The sequence below is a fragment of the Arthrobacter sp. C2 genome, from assembly GCA_024207135.1.
In the GTDB taxonomy this organism is placed as follows: Bacteria; Actinomycetota; Actinomycetes; order Actinomycetales; family Micrococcaceae; genus Paeniglutamicibacter.
The window spans coordinates 1458474-1474710 of record CP042428.1 but is presented as its reverse complement, the minus strand read 5'-3'; the positions used below and the strand labels follow the sequence as shown (position 1 = coordinate 1474710).

Annotated in this window: 13 protein-coding genes; 11 read left to right on the top strand and 2 right to left on the bottom strand. The window is 69.4% G+C overall.

Annotated features, from left to right (window positions below; genetic code table 11):
- Positions 1 to 26: 26 nt before the first annotated feature.
- Positions 27 to 680: a TetR/AcrR family transcriptional regulator gene (locus FPY90_RS06820; RefSeq protein ID WP_498684654.1), complete on the bottom strand. Its 654-nt coding sequence runs from the start codon at positions 678 to 680 to the stop codon at positions 27 to 29.
- A 93-nt stretch (positions 681 to 773) separates the two neighbouring features.
- On the opposite strand from FPY90_RS06820, the gene moeB reads away from it, so the two are divergent.
- Together moeB and FPY90_RS06810 are read left to right on the top strand one after the other, a co-directional pair.
- Complete coding sequence (gene moeB / locus FPY90_RS06815; protein WP_498684652.1) at positions 774 to 1997, top strand: molybdopterin-synthase adenylyltransferase MoeB; 1224 nt, start codon at positions 774 to 776, stop codon at positions 1995 to 1997.
- 156 nt (positions 1998 to 2153) lie between these two features.
- Positions 2154 to 3224, top strand: a complete 1071-nt coding sequence (locus FPY90_RS06810; RefSeq protein ID WP_498684650.1) for an SH3 domain-containing protein — start codon at positions 2154 to 2156, stop codon at positions 3222 to 3224.
- 133 nt (positions 3225 to 3357) lie between these two features.
- On the opposite strand, the gene FPY90_RS06805 is transcribed toward FPY90_RS06810, so the two are convergent.
- Positions 3358 to 4716, bottom strand: coding sequence for a glutamyl-tRNA reductase (locus FPY90_RS06805; RefSeq protein WP_071213256.1), 1359 nt, complete (start codon positions 4714 to 4716; stop codon positions 3358 to 3360).
- Between the two features lie 134 nt (positions 4717 to 4850).
- Here FPY90_RS06805 and hemE point away from each other — a divergent pair, with 134 nt between their 5' ends.
- The 9 genes from hemE to FPY90_RS06760 all read left to right on the top strand — a co-directional run bounded on the left by hemE (position 4851) and on the right by FPY90_RS06760 (position 16112).
- Positions 4851 to 5921, top strand: coding sequence for a uroporphyrinogen decarboxylase (hemE, locus tag FPY90_RS06800; RefSeq protein WP_071213091.1), 1071 nt, complete (start codon positions 4851 to 4853; stop codon positions 5919 to 5921).
- Between the two features lie 127 nt (positions 5922 to 6048).
- Positions 6049 to 7911: a protoporphyrinogen/coproporphyrinogen oxidase gene (locus FPY90_RS06795; protein WP_498684646.1), complete on the top strand. Its 1863-nt coding sequence runs from the start codon at positions 6049 to 6051 to the stop codon at positions 7909 to 7911.
- Positions 7912 to 8040: 129 nt separating this feature from the next.
- Complete coding sequence (hemQ, locus tag FPY90_RS06790) at positions 8041 to 8754, top strand: hydrogen peroxide-dependent heme synthase (protein ID WP_498684644.1); 714 nt, start codon at positions 8041 to 8043, stop codon at positions 8752 to 8754.
- On the top strand, positions 8751 to 9956 hold the full coding sequence (locus tag FPY90_RS06785) for a ferrochelatase (protein ID WP_071213093.1): 1206 nt from the start codon (positions 8751 to 8753) through the stop codon (positions 9954 to 9956). The genes hemQ and FPY90_RS06785 overlap by 4 nt, the downstream gene beginning before the upstream one ends.
- The gene (hemC, locus tag FPY90_RS06780; protein WP_071213094.1) at positions 9953 to 10927 is read left to right on the top strand and encodes a hydroxymethylbilane synthase; all 975 of its coding nucleotides are present in this window, start codon (positions 9953 to 9955) and stop codon (positions 10925 to 10927) included. The genes FPY90_RS06785 and hemC overlap by 4 nt, the downstream gene beginning before the upstream one ends.
- A gap of 5 nt (positions 10928 to 10932) precedes the next feature.
- Positions 10933 to 11868 (top strand): uroporphyrinogen-III synthase, encoded by a 936-nt coding sequence (locus tag FPY90_RS06775; protein WP_071213095.1) that lies wholly within the window; start codon positions 10933 to 10935, stop codon positions 11866 to 11868.
- Between the two features lie 40 nt (positions 11869 to 11908).
- On the top strand, positions 11909 to 12892 hold the full coding sequence (gene hemB, locus FPY90_RS06770; protein ID WP_498684642.1) for a porphobilinogen synthase: 984 nt from the start codon (positions 11909 to 11911) through the stop codon (positions 12890 to 12892).
- On the top strand, positions 12892 to 14205 hold the full coding sequence (hemL, locus tag FPY90_RS06765) for a glutamate-1-semialdehyde 2,1-aminomutase (RefSeq protein ID WP_071213097.1): 1314 nt from the start codon (positions 12892 to 12894) through the stop codon (positions 14203 to 14205). Before hemB ends, hemL begins: the two co-directional genes overlap by 1 nt.
- A gap of 380 nt (positions 14206 to 14585) precedes the next feature.
- Positions 14586 to 16112: an amino acid permease gene (locus FPY90_RS06760; RefSeq protein WP_071213098.1), complete on the top strand. Its 1527-nt coding sequence runs from the start codon at positions 14586 to 14588 to the stop codon at positions 16110 to 16112.
- Positions 16113 to 16237: the final 125 nt, after the last annotated feature.

Sequence of the window (16237 nt, the reverse complement as noted above, 5' to 3'; positions counted from 1 at the left end):
GACCAACATCTAGTGTCGAATTTACGTCAGGATTCCTTGGGGAAACGACCGATTCCGCGCCAAGCTAAACGCGAGACCAGCTCGCTGGCCTCTTCCATGGGCACCTCGTCGGCCATATCCACCCAGTAGCGGGCCGAGACCTGGGCCATCCCGGCCATGGCCCGGCCCATCAGCAGGGCCTGGGCCGGGGGAAGCCTGGTGTCCTCGGCAACCACGTCGGCGATGCGCCCGGCGAACTTCGCGTTGAACGCCTCGATGCGCCCGCCGATCAACTCGTCGTTGAGGAGGTCGGATTCGAAGATCAGCCGAAACGCCTGCGAATCCCGCGAGATGTACTCGTAGTAGGCGCGAATCGTGGCACCCACCCGCAACTTGTTGTCGGTGGTGGAATTGATGGCCTGCTGCAGCAGCGCGCTGAACTCGTCCATGTGCGCATCGAGCAGCGCCACATACAGCTCCCGCTTGCCCGGGAAGTGCTGGTACAGCACCGGCTTGGACACCTCGGCAACCTCGGCGATCTCATCCATCGAGGCCCCGTGGTACCCGTGGGCCACAAAGACCTGATGGGCCGCGTTGAGCAGCTGGCGGCGACGGGCCTCGCGCGGCATCCGTTGGGTCCGTCCGCCGCGGCTTGGGGGAGTGGTCACATCGGCCCTTTCGCGAAAGCTCGCCGCCCGCATCGAATACGGGCGACATTCCGCACAAGTCTACTCTTGGGTAACGACGGATGCCGGACCGGCGCCAACGCGCCGCGCAAGCATTATGGTGAATACATGAACCATCGCAACGACCCCACCACCCGGTTCGAGAACGCCACCGCCGGCCGGCTCCCGGCCCTCGTGCCGCCCGGGGACGAACTGCTGCCGGAGGAATTGCTGCGCTACTCGCGCCAGATCATCATCCCGGAGATCGGGATGACGGGGCAGCGCCGGCTGAAGAATGCCCGGGTGCTGGTCATCGGCGCCGGCGGGCTCGGCGCCCCCGCGCTGCTCTATCTGGCCGCGGCCGGGGTGGGAACCCTGGGCATCATCGACGACGACGAGGTTGACCTGGGCAACCTGCAGCGCCAGGTCATCCACTCCACCCTCACCGTGGGGATGCCGAAGACCGAATCCGCCGCCGCGCGCATCAAGGAACTGAACCCGCTGGTCACCGTGCGGGTGCACAACCACCGGCTGGATGCCTCCAACGCCGTGGAGCTCTTCGGCCAGTACGACCTGGTCCTGGACGGGACCGACAACTTCGCCACCCGCTACCTGGTCAACGATGCGGCCGCGCTCGCCGGCATCCCGTACGTCTGGGGCTCGATCCTGCGCTTCGACGGCCAGGTGTCGGTGTTCTGGGACGCCCACGGCCCGAACTACCGCGACCTGTATCCGACCCCGCCGCCGGCGGGCACGGTTCCCTCCTGCGCCGAGGGCGGGGTCTTCGGGGTGCTGTGCTCGCAGATCGGCTCGGTGATGGTGGCCGAGGCCATCAAGCTGGTCACCGGGGTCGGCCGCTCGCTGTTGGGGCGCCTGTTGATCCTGGACTCGCTGGACATGACCTGGCGGGAGGTGTCGCTGCTGCCGGATCCCGATGTCCCGCCGATCACCGGTCTGCTGGAAAGCTACGACGACTTCTGCTCGGCCCCCGTGCTGGATGCCCAGGGGCTGGCGCAGATGGCCGCGCACAGCATCGACGCCAGGGAGCTGGCGCGCCTGCTCGAGCTGCGCACCGAGGGGAAGAAAGACTTCCTGCTGGTCGATGTCAGGGAGCCGGGCGAGGCCGAAATCGCCTCGATCCCCGGGGCGATCCTCGCCCCGCGCGGGGCGATCCTGGGCGGGGAAATCGAGCTGCCCCGGGACCGGGAGATCATCCTGCACTGCAAGTCGGGGGGCCGTTCCGGGGAGGTGCTGCGCTACCTGCTGGAACGGGACTATGCGCAGGTGCGTCATGTCGCGGGCGGAATCCTGGACTGGATCAGCGATGTGGATCCGCGCATGCCCGCCTACTGACGCCTGGGACCAGCTTGTCAGCGGTGGATTCTCCGGTTTCCGGGGCGATGCGGCCGTGGCGCGGCGGCCCCGGTGCGCCCGGGGGTTCCACTACCCTGTGAGTGTTCACACTGAAGTGTTGCTCGCTGGGGAGGGCACTGATGTTTAAGGCACCGCATGAAAGCATTCCTGTTTGCGCTCGTTGGCGCACTGGCCCTCACCCAGGGCCTGCTGTCCGCACCGTCGGCAGGCGAGGGGCCGGGTTCGGCCGCCATCCTCGCGATGCCCCTGGCGGATCCTGCCGCCGCTTTGTCGAAGGCGCCGGCGATGCAGGCCGAATCATCCGCCCGGCCGATCGTGTTGGCCGGGTCCGGCACCGTCGGCGCGTCAAGGCCGCACTACGTCGCCACCGCCACCATCAAGCCGCGCAGCGGCAAGGGCGCAGGGGCCCGGTTGGGGTCGGCCAGCAAGGGATACACGGTGTGGGGCACCGGCAAGACCTCGAAGGGCTACACCCAGATCACGTTCCTGGGCCGCACCGGCTGGGTCAGGTCCAACCAGCTCAAGCGCCTGGTCGTGGCCAAGTACACCGCCAGGCAGTCGACCGTCCTGCGTTCGAAGGCCAACGGTGGCAAGAAGCTGGCGACCATCGGGCGGGACTACACCCTCGGCACCGTGGACAACGCCCGGAACAAGCCGCGTTCCTGGGTCCGGGTCCAGTACAAGGGAAAGACCGGCTGGGTTGCGCTGAAGCACGTGAAGAAGGTTTCACTGGGCACGGCCGTGGGCCCGGGCGCCCGGACGTACTCGGACGCGGCATGGGGCGCTGCGGTGTCCAAGCACATCGCCAGGCACTGCCCGCGGATCACCGTGCGGGTGAGCCACCGCAAGGACGAGTACTACGCGCAGTCCAGTCCACTGCGCATCACGCTGAGCCGGGTGGGCCACCCGGACCCGGGCGCGGCACCGCTCAAGGCCGTGGCCCTGCACGAATGCGCGCACATCATGCAGTTCAAGGCGTATCCCCGGGGTTTCTCGACGCTGGTGCGCCATGCGGAGAAGATCAATCCGCGCCGCGACGGATACGGGATCGAGCACCTGGCCGATTGCATGTCCGATTCCATGGGCGCCAAGCGCAGCGGACGCCTGGCCGACGGGAGCACCTACTACACCGGGTACCACGGCAAGTGCAGCAGCGAGCAGAAGCGGGCGGCTGCCCAGCTGGTCGCCGGCAAGCGTCCGGCCTGACCGGCACCGGCACGCCGTGGACGCCAGGCCGTGGACGGCAAGGGGCACCGCGGGAAGAAGTTTCCCGCGGTGCCCTTTGCGTGGTGGCTCGTGCCCGGCCCGACCGGTGTGGCGGGCATGGTGGGGGAGGTGGCTATCCGGCCTGCTGGACGGGGGCGGACTCGGCGAGGTTCCCGGCGTCGGAGCCCTGGACGCCGGTCACCGGGCAGGTGCCCGGTTTCTTCATCGAGGGCGCCATGGGCACCTCGACCTCAAGCCCGTACAGCGTCTCCAGGGCGTCGATGTAGTCCCCGGCGCGCCCGGCCGCGGCCAGCTCGCGGGCACGGACCGTGGGCACGTGCAGCAGCTGGCGCATCATCCGGCGCATCGCGAATTCGACTTCCTCGGCCGCGGCGGTGCAGCCGTGCTGGGCGCGGACCTTTTCGACCTCGGCCTCCAGGACCTTTTGGGTGTGCCGGCGCAGGGCCACGATGGCGGCATCGGCGGCACGTTCGCGCTGTTCGGCGGCAAAGGCCTCGGCCGCGTCGACCACGATCCCGCGGGCCTGGCGCAGCGACTGCGCCTGCTCCTCGGGGGCGGCCATGCGCACCGATTCCAGGTTGATCAGCTCCACGTTTTCCAGCGAGCCGAGCTCCGGGTCGAAGTCGTGGGTCAGGGCCAGGTCGATGGCGATCAGCGGGCGCGAGCCGCGGTCGAGGGTCGCGATGTCGGAGGCCATCAGGCGGTGGTCGGAACCGCTGCACCCGATGATGACATCGGCGGCCTCGAGGGCGGCCTCGAGCGTGGACTCGTCCAGCGCGGTGCCGCCGCGGGTGGCGACGAACGCCTCGGACCGTCCCGAGGCGGAGAACACCGACACGTTGTGGGCGGCGCGCTCGCGCAAAAGCGACATGGTGGCCCCGGCGTAGGCGCCGGTGCCGAAGATGACGATGTTCTTGGAGCCCCAGTCGGGCTCGCGGCTCAGGTCGGTGGCCAAATCCAGCGCCACGGAGACGACCGAGAGGCCGCGCGATCCCAGCGAGGTCCGCGAACCGACGTCCTTGGCGGTGCGCGAGGCTGCCTGGAAGAGCCGGACCAGGGAACCGGTGGCGGTTCCGGCGGCCTGCGCCTCGTTCAGGGCGCGGCGCACCTGGCCGGCGATCTCGCGCTCCCCGATGACGGCGGAATCCAGTCCGGCGCCGACGGAAAAGAGGTGCTCGATGACTTCGGTCTCGGTCTTGGAGACCAGCGCGGTGGAGATGGTGGCCTCGGAAAGCCCGGTGCTGGCGGCGATCTGGGTGATCACCTCCGAGCGCGCGGCAGGTACGTCCTCGGATTGCGGCACTTCGCAATAGATTTCGTAGCGGTTGCAGGTGGCCAGGGTGATGGCGCCGGCAACAGGGCTGGCCGAAGCGAGCACGACGGAAGCGACCTGGGAGGCGTCGGCACTGATCTTTGCCACGGTCTCGAGGTCGATGTCTGAATGAGAGGCAACGAGAGATAGTAAAACCACAGTGCCTCCCATGATAGCGCTTCTACTGGTTGTAGAGCATCGGGTGTGACCAGGTCGCCAAATACCAGGCAGCGTACGTTCGCTGGGGGCGTGTGGATTACGGTTCGGGCGGATATGTTGGCAGAATCAATAACATGACGTTGAGCCAGAACCACCCGCTGATGGACGGTCGTACCGCCAATTCCCCGTTGATTACCGCTTACCGCGGCCAGAAGCCAAGCCGCAGACCCGTGTGGTTCATGCGCCAGGCAGGCCGTTCGCTGCCCGAATACCGCAAGCTGCGCGAGGGCACCGAGATGCTCGAATCCTGCCTGCGCCCGGAGATGGCCTCGGAAATCACCTTGCAGCCGGTGCGCCGGCACGACGTGGATGCCGGGATCTTCTTCTCCGACATCGTGATCCCGCTGAAGCTCGCGGGCATCGAGGTCGACATCGTCCCGGGCGTCGGCCCGGTGCTGGGCACCCCGGTGCGCACCGCCGCCGACGTGCGGGCGCTGCCGAAGATGACCGACGCCTCGCTGGACCCGATCCGCGAGGCGGTCGCGATGACCGTCGAGCAGCTGGGCAACACCCCGCTGATCGGATTCGCCGGTGCCCCGTTCACCGTCGCCGCCTACATGGTCGAGGGGCGCCCGTCCCGCGACCACATGGGCCCGCGCACCATGATGCATGCCGAGCCGGGTGTCTGGGAGGAACTGGCCAACTGGGCCGCCGACGCCTCCGGTGCGTTCCTGCGCGCCCAGATCGAGGCCGGCGCCTCCGCCGGACAGCTCTTCGACTCCTGGGCCGGATCGCTGTCGCTGGCCGACTACACCAACCATGTCGCCCCGGCCTCGGCCCGCGCCCTGGATGTCGTGCGCGACACCGGCGTCCCGCTGGTCCACTTCGGCACCGGCACCGGCGAACTGCTCGGCGCCATGCGCAATGTCGGCGTCGATGTCATGGGCGTGGACTACCGCCTGCCGCTGGACGAGGCCAACCGCCGCCTCGGCGGGGACATCCCGTTGCAGGGCAACATCGACCCGGCGCTGCTGTCGGCCCCGTGGGAGGTCCTCGAGGCCCACGTGCGCGAGGTGCTTGCCGCGGGCGACACCGCCGTCTCGCACGTGGCGAACCTGGGCCACGGCGTGCCGCCGGAAACCAACCCGGAAACCCTCACGCGTGTGGTCGAACTCATTCACTCGATCCCCGTGGCCGGGCGTTAAGCTAGAAGAAGCAACACCGGGTGCAGGACACGGTGCGCCGGCCGCACGGCCCAGCGCCGCGCGGCCGCCGCGCATCGTGTCCGGCGCCTTCGAAGATACACATTCGTTTCCCTGAAAAGAGTTGATGGTGCCAAACGTCGAAGAGCAGCCACGCCGCGGCTCGGCCAATGAAGCCGGAACGGCCCGGCGCGCTGCGGGCGCCGCGGCGGACCTCGACGACGGGACATCGGCCGGCGCACCGGGCACCGGGAACGCGCCGGTGGCCGACACGCCCCCGGCCGCCGACGCCGACGGCACCGCGGAGGCGGCAACGCCCGGCACGGCAACACCGGCCGCAGCTGTCGCCGCTGCCGCAGAAAAGGCTCCGGCCAAGGCCCGGCGCACCCCGGTCGCCTCCAACGCCGCGGCCCACGCCATGCGCCTGCTGGCCCGGGCCCGCGGCACCGAGGCCGCGACGCCTGCCCCGGCGGTGCCCGAGGGCCCGCTTGCGGTGGTCATCGGCGGCGGCATCTCCGGGCTCGTGGCCGCCCGCGAGCTGGCCACCAGCGGACACCGCGTCCAGGTCCACGAGGCCTCCGCGGCCTTCGGCGGCTGCGTGGGCGTCCACGAGGTTGCCGGGCTCCGGCTGGATGCCGGCGCAGAATCCTTCGCCACCCGCTCCACCGCCGTCGCCGACCTCCTGGGGGAGCTGGGCCTGGGCGATGACATCGTCACCCCGGAACCCGGGGGAGCCTGGCTGTACCTGAAGCGCGGCAGCGAGAACACCGCGCAGCCACTGCCGGCCACCGGCATCCTGGGCATCCCCGGTGACCCGTGGGCCGAAGAGGTGCGCAGCGCCGTGGGGCGAGCCGGTGCCCTGCGCGCCGCTGCCGACCTGATCACCCCGGTGTCGAAGAAGATCACCGAGGGGACGATGTCCCTCGGCGCGCTGGTCCGTTCCCGGATGGGCTCGGCCGTGCTGGAAAACCTGGTGACCCCCGTGGTCTCGGGCGTGCACTCGGCCGATCCCGACACCCTCGACGTCGACGCCATCGCCCCCGGGCTGCGCGCCGCGGTGCTCAAGCACGGCTCGCTGGCCCGCGCCGTGGCGGCCATGCGCGCCGCGGCCCCGGCCGGATCCGCGGTCGCCTCGGTGGTCGGGGGCATGAACCGGCTCACCGCCGCCCTGCTGGAAGACCTGAAATCCGCGGGCGTCGAATTGCATGCCAACAGCCGGGTCGAGGCGCTCACGGCAACGGGGGATCCCGCCGGATTCCGCGTGCTGCTGGCCGCCCCGGCAGCAGCCGACGCCGCAGCGCCCGCCCGCCCCGGCAAGGCCGAGAAGCACGAAAAGCAGGAGAAGCACGAGAAGGCGGCCAAGGCCGAGACCCCGGCCGCGCCCCGCGAGGTGTTGGCCGAGCGCGTCGTGGTTGCCACCGGCGGGCCGGTCGCCGTCGACCTGCTGGCCGGCGTCGATACGGCCTTCGCCGTCCACCGCCCCGCACCCGGTGCCGGTATTTCCCTGGTCACCCTGGTCATCGACAAGCCGGAGCTCGACGACGCCCCGCGCGGTACCGGCCTGCTGGTCGCCCCCACCGCGGACAACGTCGGGGCCAAGGCACTGACCCACGCGACGGCCAAGTGGCAGTGGCTGGGCGACGAATCGGGCCCCGGGTCGCACGTGCTGCGCCTGTCCTACGGCCGGCTCAACGACGTGGCTTCCGCGCTGGTGAACGCCGACGACGCCTCGCTGCGCAACGCCGCGCTGGCCGACGCCTCGGTGCTGCTGGGCATGGAAATCACCGCCGGGGACGTGCTGGGCTTCGACGTCGTGCGCTATTCCGGCGCGCTGCCCTTCGCCACCACCGGGCACGCGGCGCGCGTGGCGGCGATCCGCGAGATCGCCTCCGCGCACCCGGGCCTCGAGCTGGTCGGCGCCTGGCTGGCGGGCACCGGGCTGGCCTCCGTCGTCAACGACACCCGCAAGCGGCTGCGCATCACCGCCAGCTGACCCCCGGCCTTCCCGCCCGGCGCCGCCCCGGCGTGCCGGACGGGTGCGGCACCACAGACTTTCGCAACACGTACGAGAACCACTTCGCCGGAAGGCGAAGTACCGCAAAGAAAGCAGGAGAACCAACCCATGAGTGCAGTGGAATCCAATTCACCCGTCATCCGCGACCGCGAAGCGGCGGGTGCCGACGCGACCATGTACTACACCCTGTGGACCGTCTTCAAGCGCGACTCGGACCTGGACCGGTCCGAGGGCGTCGAGGCGTTCGACGCACTGGTTGCCGAGCTGGCCGCCGAGGGCGTGACCCTGCGCGGCACCTACGACGTCTCCGCCATGCGCGAGGACGCCGACGTGATGACCTGGGTGCACGGCCCGACCGCCGAGTCCCTGCAGGCCGCGGTGCGCAAGATCCGCCGCTCCTACCTCTTCGCCGAGACCTCCATCGTCTACTCGACCATGGCCGTGCACCGCGAGGCCGAGTTCTCCAAGGACCACTCGCCGGCCTTCGCCCGCGGCGTGGCCCCCGAGGCCTGGATGACCGTCTACCCGTTTGTCCGCTCCACCGACTGGTACCTGCTGGATCCGAAGGAACGCGGCAAGATGCTGCGCGACCACGGCATCCTGGGCCGGGACTTCCCGTCCGTGTTGGCCAACACCGTGGCGGCCTTCGCCTTCGGGGACTACGAATGGCAGATCTGCCTCGAGGCCCCGGACATGATCGATTTGGTCGACATGATGCGCCACCTGCGCTACACCGAGGCCCGCAACCACGTGCGCGAGGAAATCCCGTTCTACACCGGCCGCCGCATCTCCACCGCCGAGGTCGCCGAGGTCCTGCGATGAGCCAGGAATTCGACCCGCGCACCGGGTACGACGAAAACGGGGTCATGGCGCCCAAGGCGTACGACGCGATCCTGCTGGCCTCCTTCGGCGGACCGGAGGGACAGGACGACGTGATCCCGTTCCTGCGCAACGTCACGAAGGGTCGCGGCATCCCCGACGAGCGCCTCGAGGAGGTCGCCACCCACTACCGCGCCAACGGCGGGGTGTCCCCGATCAACGCACAGAACCGCGCGCTGAAGGCGGCCCTCGAGGCCGAGCTGGCCGCCCGCGACATCAACGTGCCGGTCTACTGGGGCAACCGCAACTGGGCCCCGTACGTCGCCGAAACGATTGAACAGATCCACGCCGAGGGCCACCGCAGGGTGCTGATGCTCTCCACCAGCGCCTATTCCGGCTACTCCTCCTGCCGGCAATACCGCGAGGACCTGGGCGTCGCGCTGCGCGAAACCGGCCTGGAGGGCAAGCTCGAGGTTGACAAGGTGCGCCAGTACTTTGACACCCCCGGGTTCGTCACTCCGTTCATGGGCGGGCTGCGCGATTCGCTGGCCGAGGTCCGGGCGCAGCTGGCCACGGCCGGAAACCCGGAGGGCGAGATCAAGATCGTCTTCGTGACGCACTCGATCCCGACCTCCGACGCGCAGGCCGCCGGCCCGCGCGACCTCGTGGCCACGCTGGACACCGACCTGTACTCGGCCCAGCACCTGGCCGTCGCCGACGCGATCCTGGCCGGGGTGCCCGAGGCCGCCGGGCTGGAGCACTCCCTGGTCTTCCAGTCCCGCTCCGGCGCCCCGCACGTGCCGTGGCTGGAACCGGACATCAACGACGCGCTCACCGAGTACCAGGCAGCCGGCGTCGCCGGGGTCGTGGTGATGCCCATCGGCTTCGTCTCGGACCACATGGAGGTCCTCTGGGACCTGGACACCGAGGCGAGGGAAACCTGCGCCGAACTCGGCCTTGCCTTCCACCGCGCCCCGACACCCGGCACCCATGCGGACTTCGTCTCCGGCATGGTCGACCTGGTGGCCGAGCGCCTGGCCGGGTCCGACGGTGCCGCGCTGAAGCCTGGCCGCGCCTCGGTCGCCGAGCTCGGTCCCTGGTTCGATGTCTGCCGCCCCAACTGCTGCGCCAAGGTGATGCGCGACGGCACCACCAAGCCGACCATCGCCGCGGTCGACTCCGAGGTCGGGGTGCCGGCACCATGAGCGCCTCCCGCTTCACCATCGGCACCCGCGGCTCCGCGCTGGCCACCACGCAGACCGGGCATGTCGCCGCGCAGCTGCACGAGATCGCCCAGGTCCCCTACGACACCGTGCTGGTGAAGACCGAGGGGGACGTGACCACCGGTCCGCTCTCGCAGCTTGGCGGCACCGGCGTGTTTGCCGCCGCCTTGCGCCAGGCACTGTACGAGGGCACCTGCGACATGGCGGTGCACTCGCTCAAGGACCTGCCGACCACGCAGCCCGACGGCCTGGTCATCGCCGCCACCCCGGAGCGCGCGGACGTGCGCGATGCGCTGTGCGCCCGCGACGGGCTTTTCCTGGCCGAGCTGCCCGAGGGCGCCACGGTGGGCACCGGTTCCCCGCGGCGCGCCGCGCAGCTGCTGGCCTTCCGCCCGGACCTTCGGATCGTGGACATCCGCGGCAACGTCGGCACCCGGCTGGGCCGGGTCAAGGGCTCGCCGGCGCAGAAGGACGACGGGGGAGTGGGGCGCACCGCCCAGGGCGACCTGGACGCGGTGATCCTGGCCGCCGCCGGGCTGGAGCGCCTGGGCCTGGAATCCCACATCACCGAGTACCTGGACCCGGAGATCATGCTCCCGGCTCCCGGCCAGGGGTCCCTGGCCGTGGAGGTGCGGACCGGCGGCACCGGACACGCATCGGTGGACGCGGCGCTGGAAACCATGGACGATTCGGACACGCGCCTGGCGGTCACCGCCGAACGCGCGCTGCTGGCCCGCCTTGAGGCCGGCTGCGCCGCGCCGATCGGCGCGCTGGCCACCGTCCGCGGGGACGAATTGGTGCTCGACTCGGTGGCCTGCAAGGTCGACGGGTCCGACACCATGCGCCGCTCCGCCACCACCCGCGAGCTTACGCTCGACGGCGCCGCGGCCCTGGGCGTCGCGCTGGCCGAGCAATTGCTGCGCGAGGGCGCAGCCGAGCTGGCGGGATTGTAGGAACCATGTCGAATCCCGGGGTGTTGGCGGGGCGCACCGCCCTGCTGCTGCGCAGTGCCGACCGTGCCGCGGCGACCGTGGAGGTCCTTGCGGCACGCGGCGCACGCACGGCGGTGTGCCGGCTCATCGACTTCGAGCTGCCCGCCGACACCGCGGAACTCGATGCGCACCTGCGCCGGATGCTGTCCGGGCACTACGACTGGTGCGTGTTCACCTCCGTCAACACGCTCACCGCGCTGGGCGCCCGGGCCGCGGCGCTGGGCGTGGAATTGCGCATCCCCTCCGGCACCCGGGTCGCGGTGGTCGGCGAGGCTACCGCGCGGGCCGTCCAGGCTCTGGGCGCGCGAATCGATTTCATGCCCGCCACCGACCACTCGGCCCGCGGCATGCTCGCGGACTGGCCGGATTTGCGCACCTCGGCCGCCCGGGTGTTCGCCCCGCAGGCGGACATCGCCTCGGCCACGCTGCGCGACGGGTTCGCGGCCCACGGCTGGGATGCGGACATCGTCGTTGCCTACAACACCGTCACCGCCCCGGCGGATCCGGCACGCGCGCTGCTTGGATCGCCGGCCTCCACCCCGGTGGACCTGCCGGAGGGCGGGTACCTGCTCGCGGTCCCCGAACTCCCCGGGGCCCTGGCCGGGATGGATACGGTCATGTTCTCCTCGCCGAGCACCGTCGACACGTTCCTGGTCCTGTTTCCGGACCTGGCCGCGCGCCTGACTGGGGGTCAGGAGTTGATCGCCATCGGGGACAGCACCGCCAAGCGGCTGCGCGAGCACGGGTTGGAACCGACGGGCATCGCCGCCCTGCCCACCCCCGAGGGGCTCGCCGATGCCTGGGAATCCGCCGTTGCAGCCTCCCGCCACGCAAACTCCACCCTTGCAGCTTCCTCCCGGGCAGCTTCCGCCCGTCGAGCCTCCACCGATCCAGCCACCTAAGACTTAGCTACCACCACACCAGCTTCACAAGGAGCGAAGAATGTCATTCCCCGCCCGCAGGCCCCGCCGCCTGCGCACCACCCCCGCCATGCGCCGGCTCACCGCCGAACTGGTGCTGGCCCCGCAGCAACTGATCCTGCCCGCCTTCGTGCGCGAAGGGATCACCGAGCCGAACCCGATCACCTCGATGCCCGGGGTCGTGCAGCACACCATGGACAGCCTCAAGGCCGCGGCCTCCGAGGCCGTCGAACTGGGACTGGGCGGCATCATGCTCTTCGGCATCCCCGAGACCCGCGACGCGGTCGGCAGCGCCGGGCTGGACCCGGCAGGCATCCTGAACCTGGGCATCGAGGCGGTGCGCGCCGAGGTCGGCGACGAACTGGTCATCATGTCCGATGTCTGCCTGGACGAATTCACCGACCACGGCCACTGCGGCGTGCTGGACGCGGCGGGCCGCGTGGACAACGACGCCACCCTGGAGATCTACGGCAAGCTGGCCGTGGCCCAGGCCAATGCCGGCGCGCACATCGTCGCCCCCTCGGGCATGATGGACGGCCAGGTCGCGGTCATCCGCCAGGCCCTGGACGAGGCGGGGCACCAGGACGTGTCCATCCTGGCCTACGCCGCCAAGTACGCCAGTGCCTTCTACGGCCCGTTCCGCGAGGCCGTGGACTCTCAGCTGACCGGGGACCGCCGCAGCTACCAGATGGATGCGGCCAACCGCCGCGAGGCCATGATCGAGGTCGAGCTCGACCTGGCCGAGGGCGCCGACATGGTCATGGTCAAGCCGGCCATGAGCTACCTGGACGTGCTGGCCGACGTCGCGGCGATGTCCCCGGTTCCGGTGTCCGCCTACCAGATCTCCGGCGAGTACGCGATGATCGAGGCCGCCGCCGCCAACGGCTGGATCGACCGCCGCGCCGCAATCCTCGAATCCGTGCTGGGCATCCGCCGTGCCGGCGCAGACACCGTGTTGACCTACTGGGCCAGTGAAATCGCCCAGTGGCTGAAAGAAGGAAAGTAATGACCAGCTCCGCTGAACTCTTCGCCACCGCCCAGCAGCTCATGCCCGGCGGGGTGAACTCCCCGGTGCGCGCCTTCGGCTCGGTCGGCGGGGTGCCCCCGTTCATGGTCGGCGCCAAGGGGGCGTATTTGACCGACGCCGACGGGAACTCCTACGTCGACCTGGTCTGCTCCTGGGGCCCGGCGCTGCTGGGCCACGCGCACCCGGCCATCCAGGATGCGGTGCACGCGGCGGTCGACCGCGGGCTGTCCTTCGGTGCCTCCACGCCCGACGAGGGCAAGCTGGCCCGCCTGGTGATGGACCGCTTTGGCGGGGTCGAGCGCATGCGCATGGTCTCCACCGGCACCGAGGCGACGATGACCGCGGTGCGCCTGGCCCGCGGCTACACCGGCCGCGACCTGATCGTGAAGTTCGCCGGCTGCTACCACGGCCACCTCGACGGCCTGCTGGCCGCCGCCGGTTCCGGCCTGGCCACCCTGGCCCTGCCCGGCTCCGCCGGAGTCACCGCGGCCACCGCCGCCGAGACCCTGGTGCTGCCGTACAACGACCGCGAGGCCATCACCGCGGCCTTCGCCGAGCACGGCGCGAACATCGCCGCGGTCATCACCGAATCCGCCCCCTGCAACATGGGAGTCGTGACCCCGGACGAGGGCTTCAACAAGTTCCTGGCCGAGACCACCACCGCCAACGGCGCGCTGCTGATCCTCGACGAGGTGCTCACCGGCTTCCGCGCCTCGGATGCCGGCTACTGGGGACTGAGCGGCCGCACCGAGGGCTGGACCCCGGACCTGTACACCTTCGGCAAGGTCATCGGCGGCGGCTTGCCCACCGCCGCGCTGGGCGGACGCGCCGAGGTCATGGACTACCTGGCCCCGCTGGGCCCGGTCTACCAGGCCGGCACGCTCTCGGGCAACCCGGTGGCCATGGCGGCGGGCATCGCCCAACTGACCCACGCCACGCCCGAGGTCTACGCGCACATCGATGCGAAGTCCCTCGAGCTGCAGGCTGCCCTCACCGGGGCGCTTGCCGCCGCGGGCGTCGACCACTCGATCCAGAGAGCGGGCAACCTGTTCTCGGTCGCCTTCGGCACCTCGGAGCACGGCGTGCACAACTACGCGCAGGCCCAGGCCCAAGAGGCCTACCGCTACGCGCCGTTCTTCCACTCGATGCTCGAGTCGGGAATCTACCTGCCGCCGAGTGTCTTCGAGGCCTGGTTCCTCTCGTCGGCCCACGACGACGAGGCCATGAACAAGATCTTCGACGCGCTCCCGGCCGCGGCCCGTGCGGCAGCTTCGGCTGTTCCCGCCGTCTAGCCCGACAGGGGCGTAAAAGCCCCCGGAAGCCGCCGCGTCAATCGCTTGATGCGGAGCTTTCCGGGGGCTTTTTCATGTTTTTGGGCGGCTCACAGCGCCCGGGAGATGAAATTTGGTGAGCTCTAGACCACTTTTCGTTTCGGCGCATTTGTCGGACCGAGGCCCGTGGGGGAAAGTCGCGTCGATGCGGATGGGCCATGAGAAATGCGGTAAAAGGACACGTCAGATACTGATTGGTCAACATGCCGGGGTGTGGGGGAAGGTGCAAGGATTCCCGGCGCCGGGGTGCATCAGGGAGCAAGCGGTCCACAGGGGCGTATGGGCAACGCGGCTAGGCTTGTCCGGTTAGTTTTCGCGTTTCATTGCCGCCGAGGAAATCAGTGAGCCTTTTTCGTACCAAACCCGTGGAGAGTTTCCTGGCTGACGCCGCGGAACCCGGCCGCCAGCTCAAGCGGACCCTGAACACCTGGGATCTGATGATCATGGGTGTGGCAGTGTCGGTGGGCGCCGGCATCTTCTCCGTGGGCGCGCGGGCCGCAGCAAACTTCTCCGGACCGGCAGTCACGCTCTCCTTTGTGATCGCAGCGCTTACCTGTGCCATGGCCATCATGTGTTACGCGGAATTTGCGACCGCGATCCCCGTCGCAGGCTCGGCGTATGTGTTTTCCTATGCCACCATGGGCGAGTTCATTGCATGGATCATCGGGTGGAACCTGATCCTCGAACTTTTCACTGCAGCCGCGGTGATCGCCAAGTATTGGGGTATCTACCTCACCGAAGTTTTCCAGCTCGTGGGAGTACACCTCTCACCCACCATTGACCTAGGCATCGTCACCATGAGCTGGGGACCATTGCTGATCGTCGCGCTGTTCACGCTGCTGCTCGTCATGGGCACCAAGCTGTCAGCCACGGTCGGGAATGTGTTCACCATTATCAAGATCGCCGTCGTGCTCTTCGTCATCGTCGCCGGCCTGTTCTACATCAAGGCGGAGAACTTCACTCCGTTCATCCCCGAGGCGGTTCCGGCCACGGGGGATGGCACCTCCGAGGTGCTCAAGCAGTCGCTCTTCGCCTTTGCCACCGGCGCCGCACCGGCCCAATACGGAATGATGGGCGTGCTTGCCGGCGCCGCACTGGTCTTCTTTGCGTTCGTCGGCTTCGACGTCGTGGCCACCAGCGCCGAAGAAGTCAAGAACCCGAACAAGACGCTGCCCCGCGGCATCTTCGCCGGACTTGCCCTGACCACGCTGCTCTACGTCGGTGTTTCGTTCGCGCTGACCGGAATGGTCTCCTACAAGGAGCTGGCGGCCGTGGAGACACCGACGCTGGCTACCGCGTTCTCGCTGGTGGGCAACGAAGGGGCAGCCTCGGTCATTGCCGTCGGCTCACTGATCGGCCTGACCACGGTGGTCATGGTGCTGCTCATGGGGCTCTCACGGGTCGTGCTCGCCATCAGCCGCGACGGGCTGCTGCCCTACTCGCTCTCCAAGACCAGCGCCAAGCGCGGCACACCGGTGCGCATCACCGTCATCTGCGGTTCGCTGGTCGCCCTGGTGGCCGGCTTCACCCGCGTGGATGTGCTCGAGGAGATGATCAACATCGGCACGCTGTCGGCCTTCGTGATGGTCAGCCTGGGCATCATCGTGCTGCGCCGCAAGCGCCCGGACCTCAAGCCCGCCTTCCGGGTTCCGTTCGGCCCGGTCATCCCGATCGTTTCGGCGTTGCTGTGCACCTACCTGATGGTCAACCTTGCCGTGGAGACGTGGATCTACTTTGTCGTGTGGTTGGTGCTCGGCGTGCTGATCTACTTCGGCTACGGACGGCGCCACTCGCGCCTGAACCAGAAGTACGCGGACCAAGTGGCAGCGATGGAAAAGACCGCAGAGCCGCAGCCCGCCACACAGTAGTTCCCGTTGGCGGTTGGCTGCTTTGGCAGCCGGCAGCAGCTGCTGGTCAAAGCGCCGGTGCCACCAGGATCCCCGAGATCCAGGCGTGGCGCCGGCGCTTTGCTTACCTGCCGCGATCGCGGGAT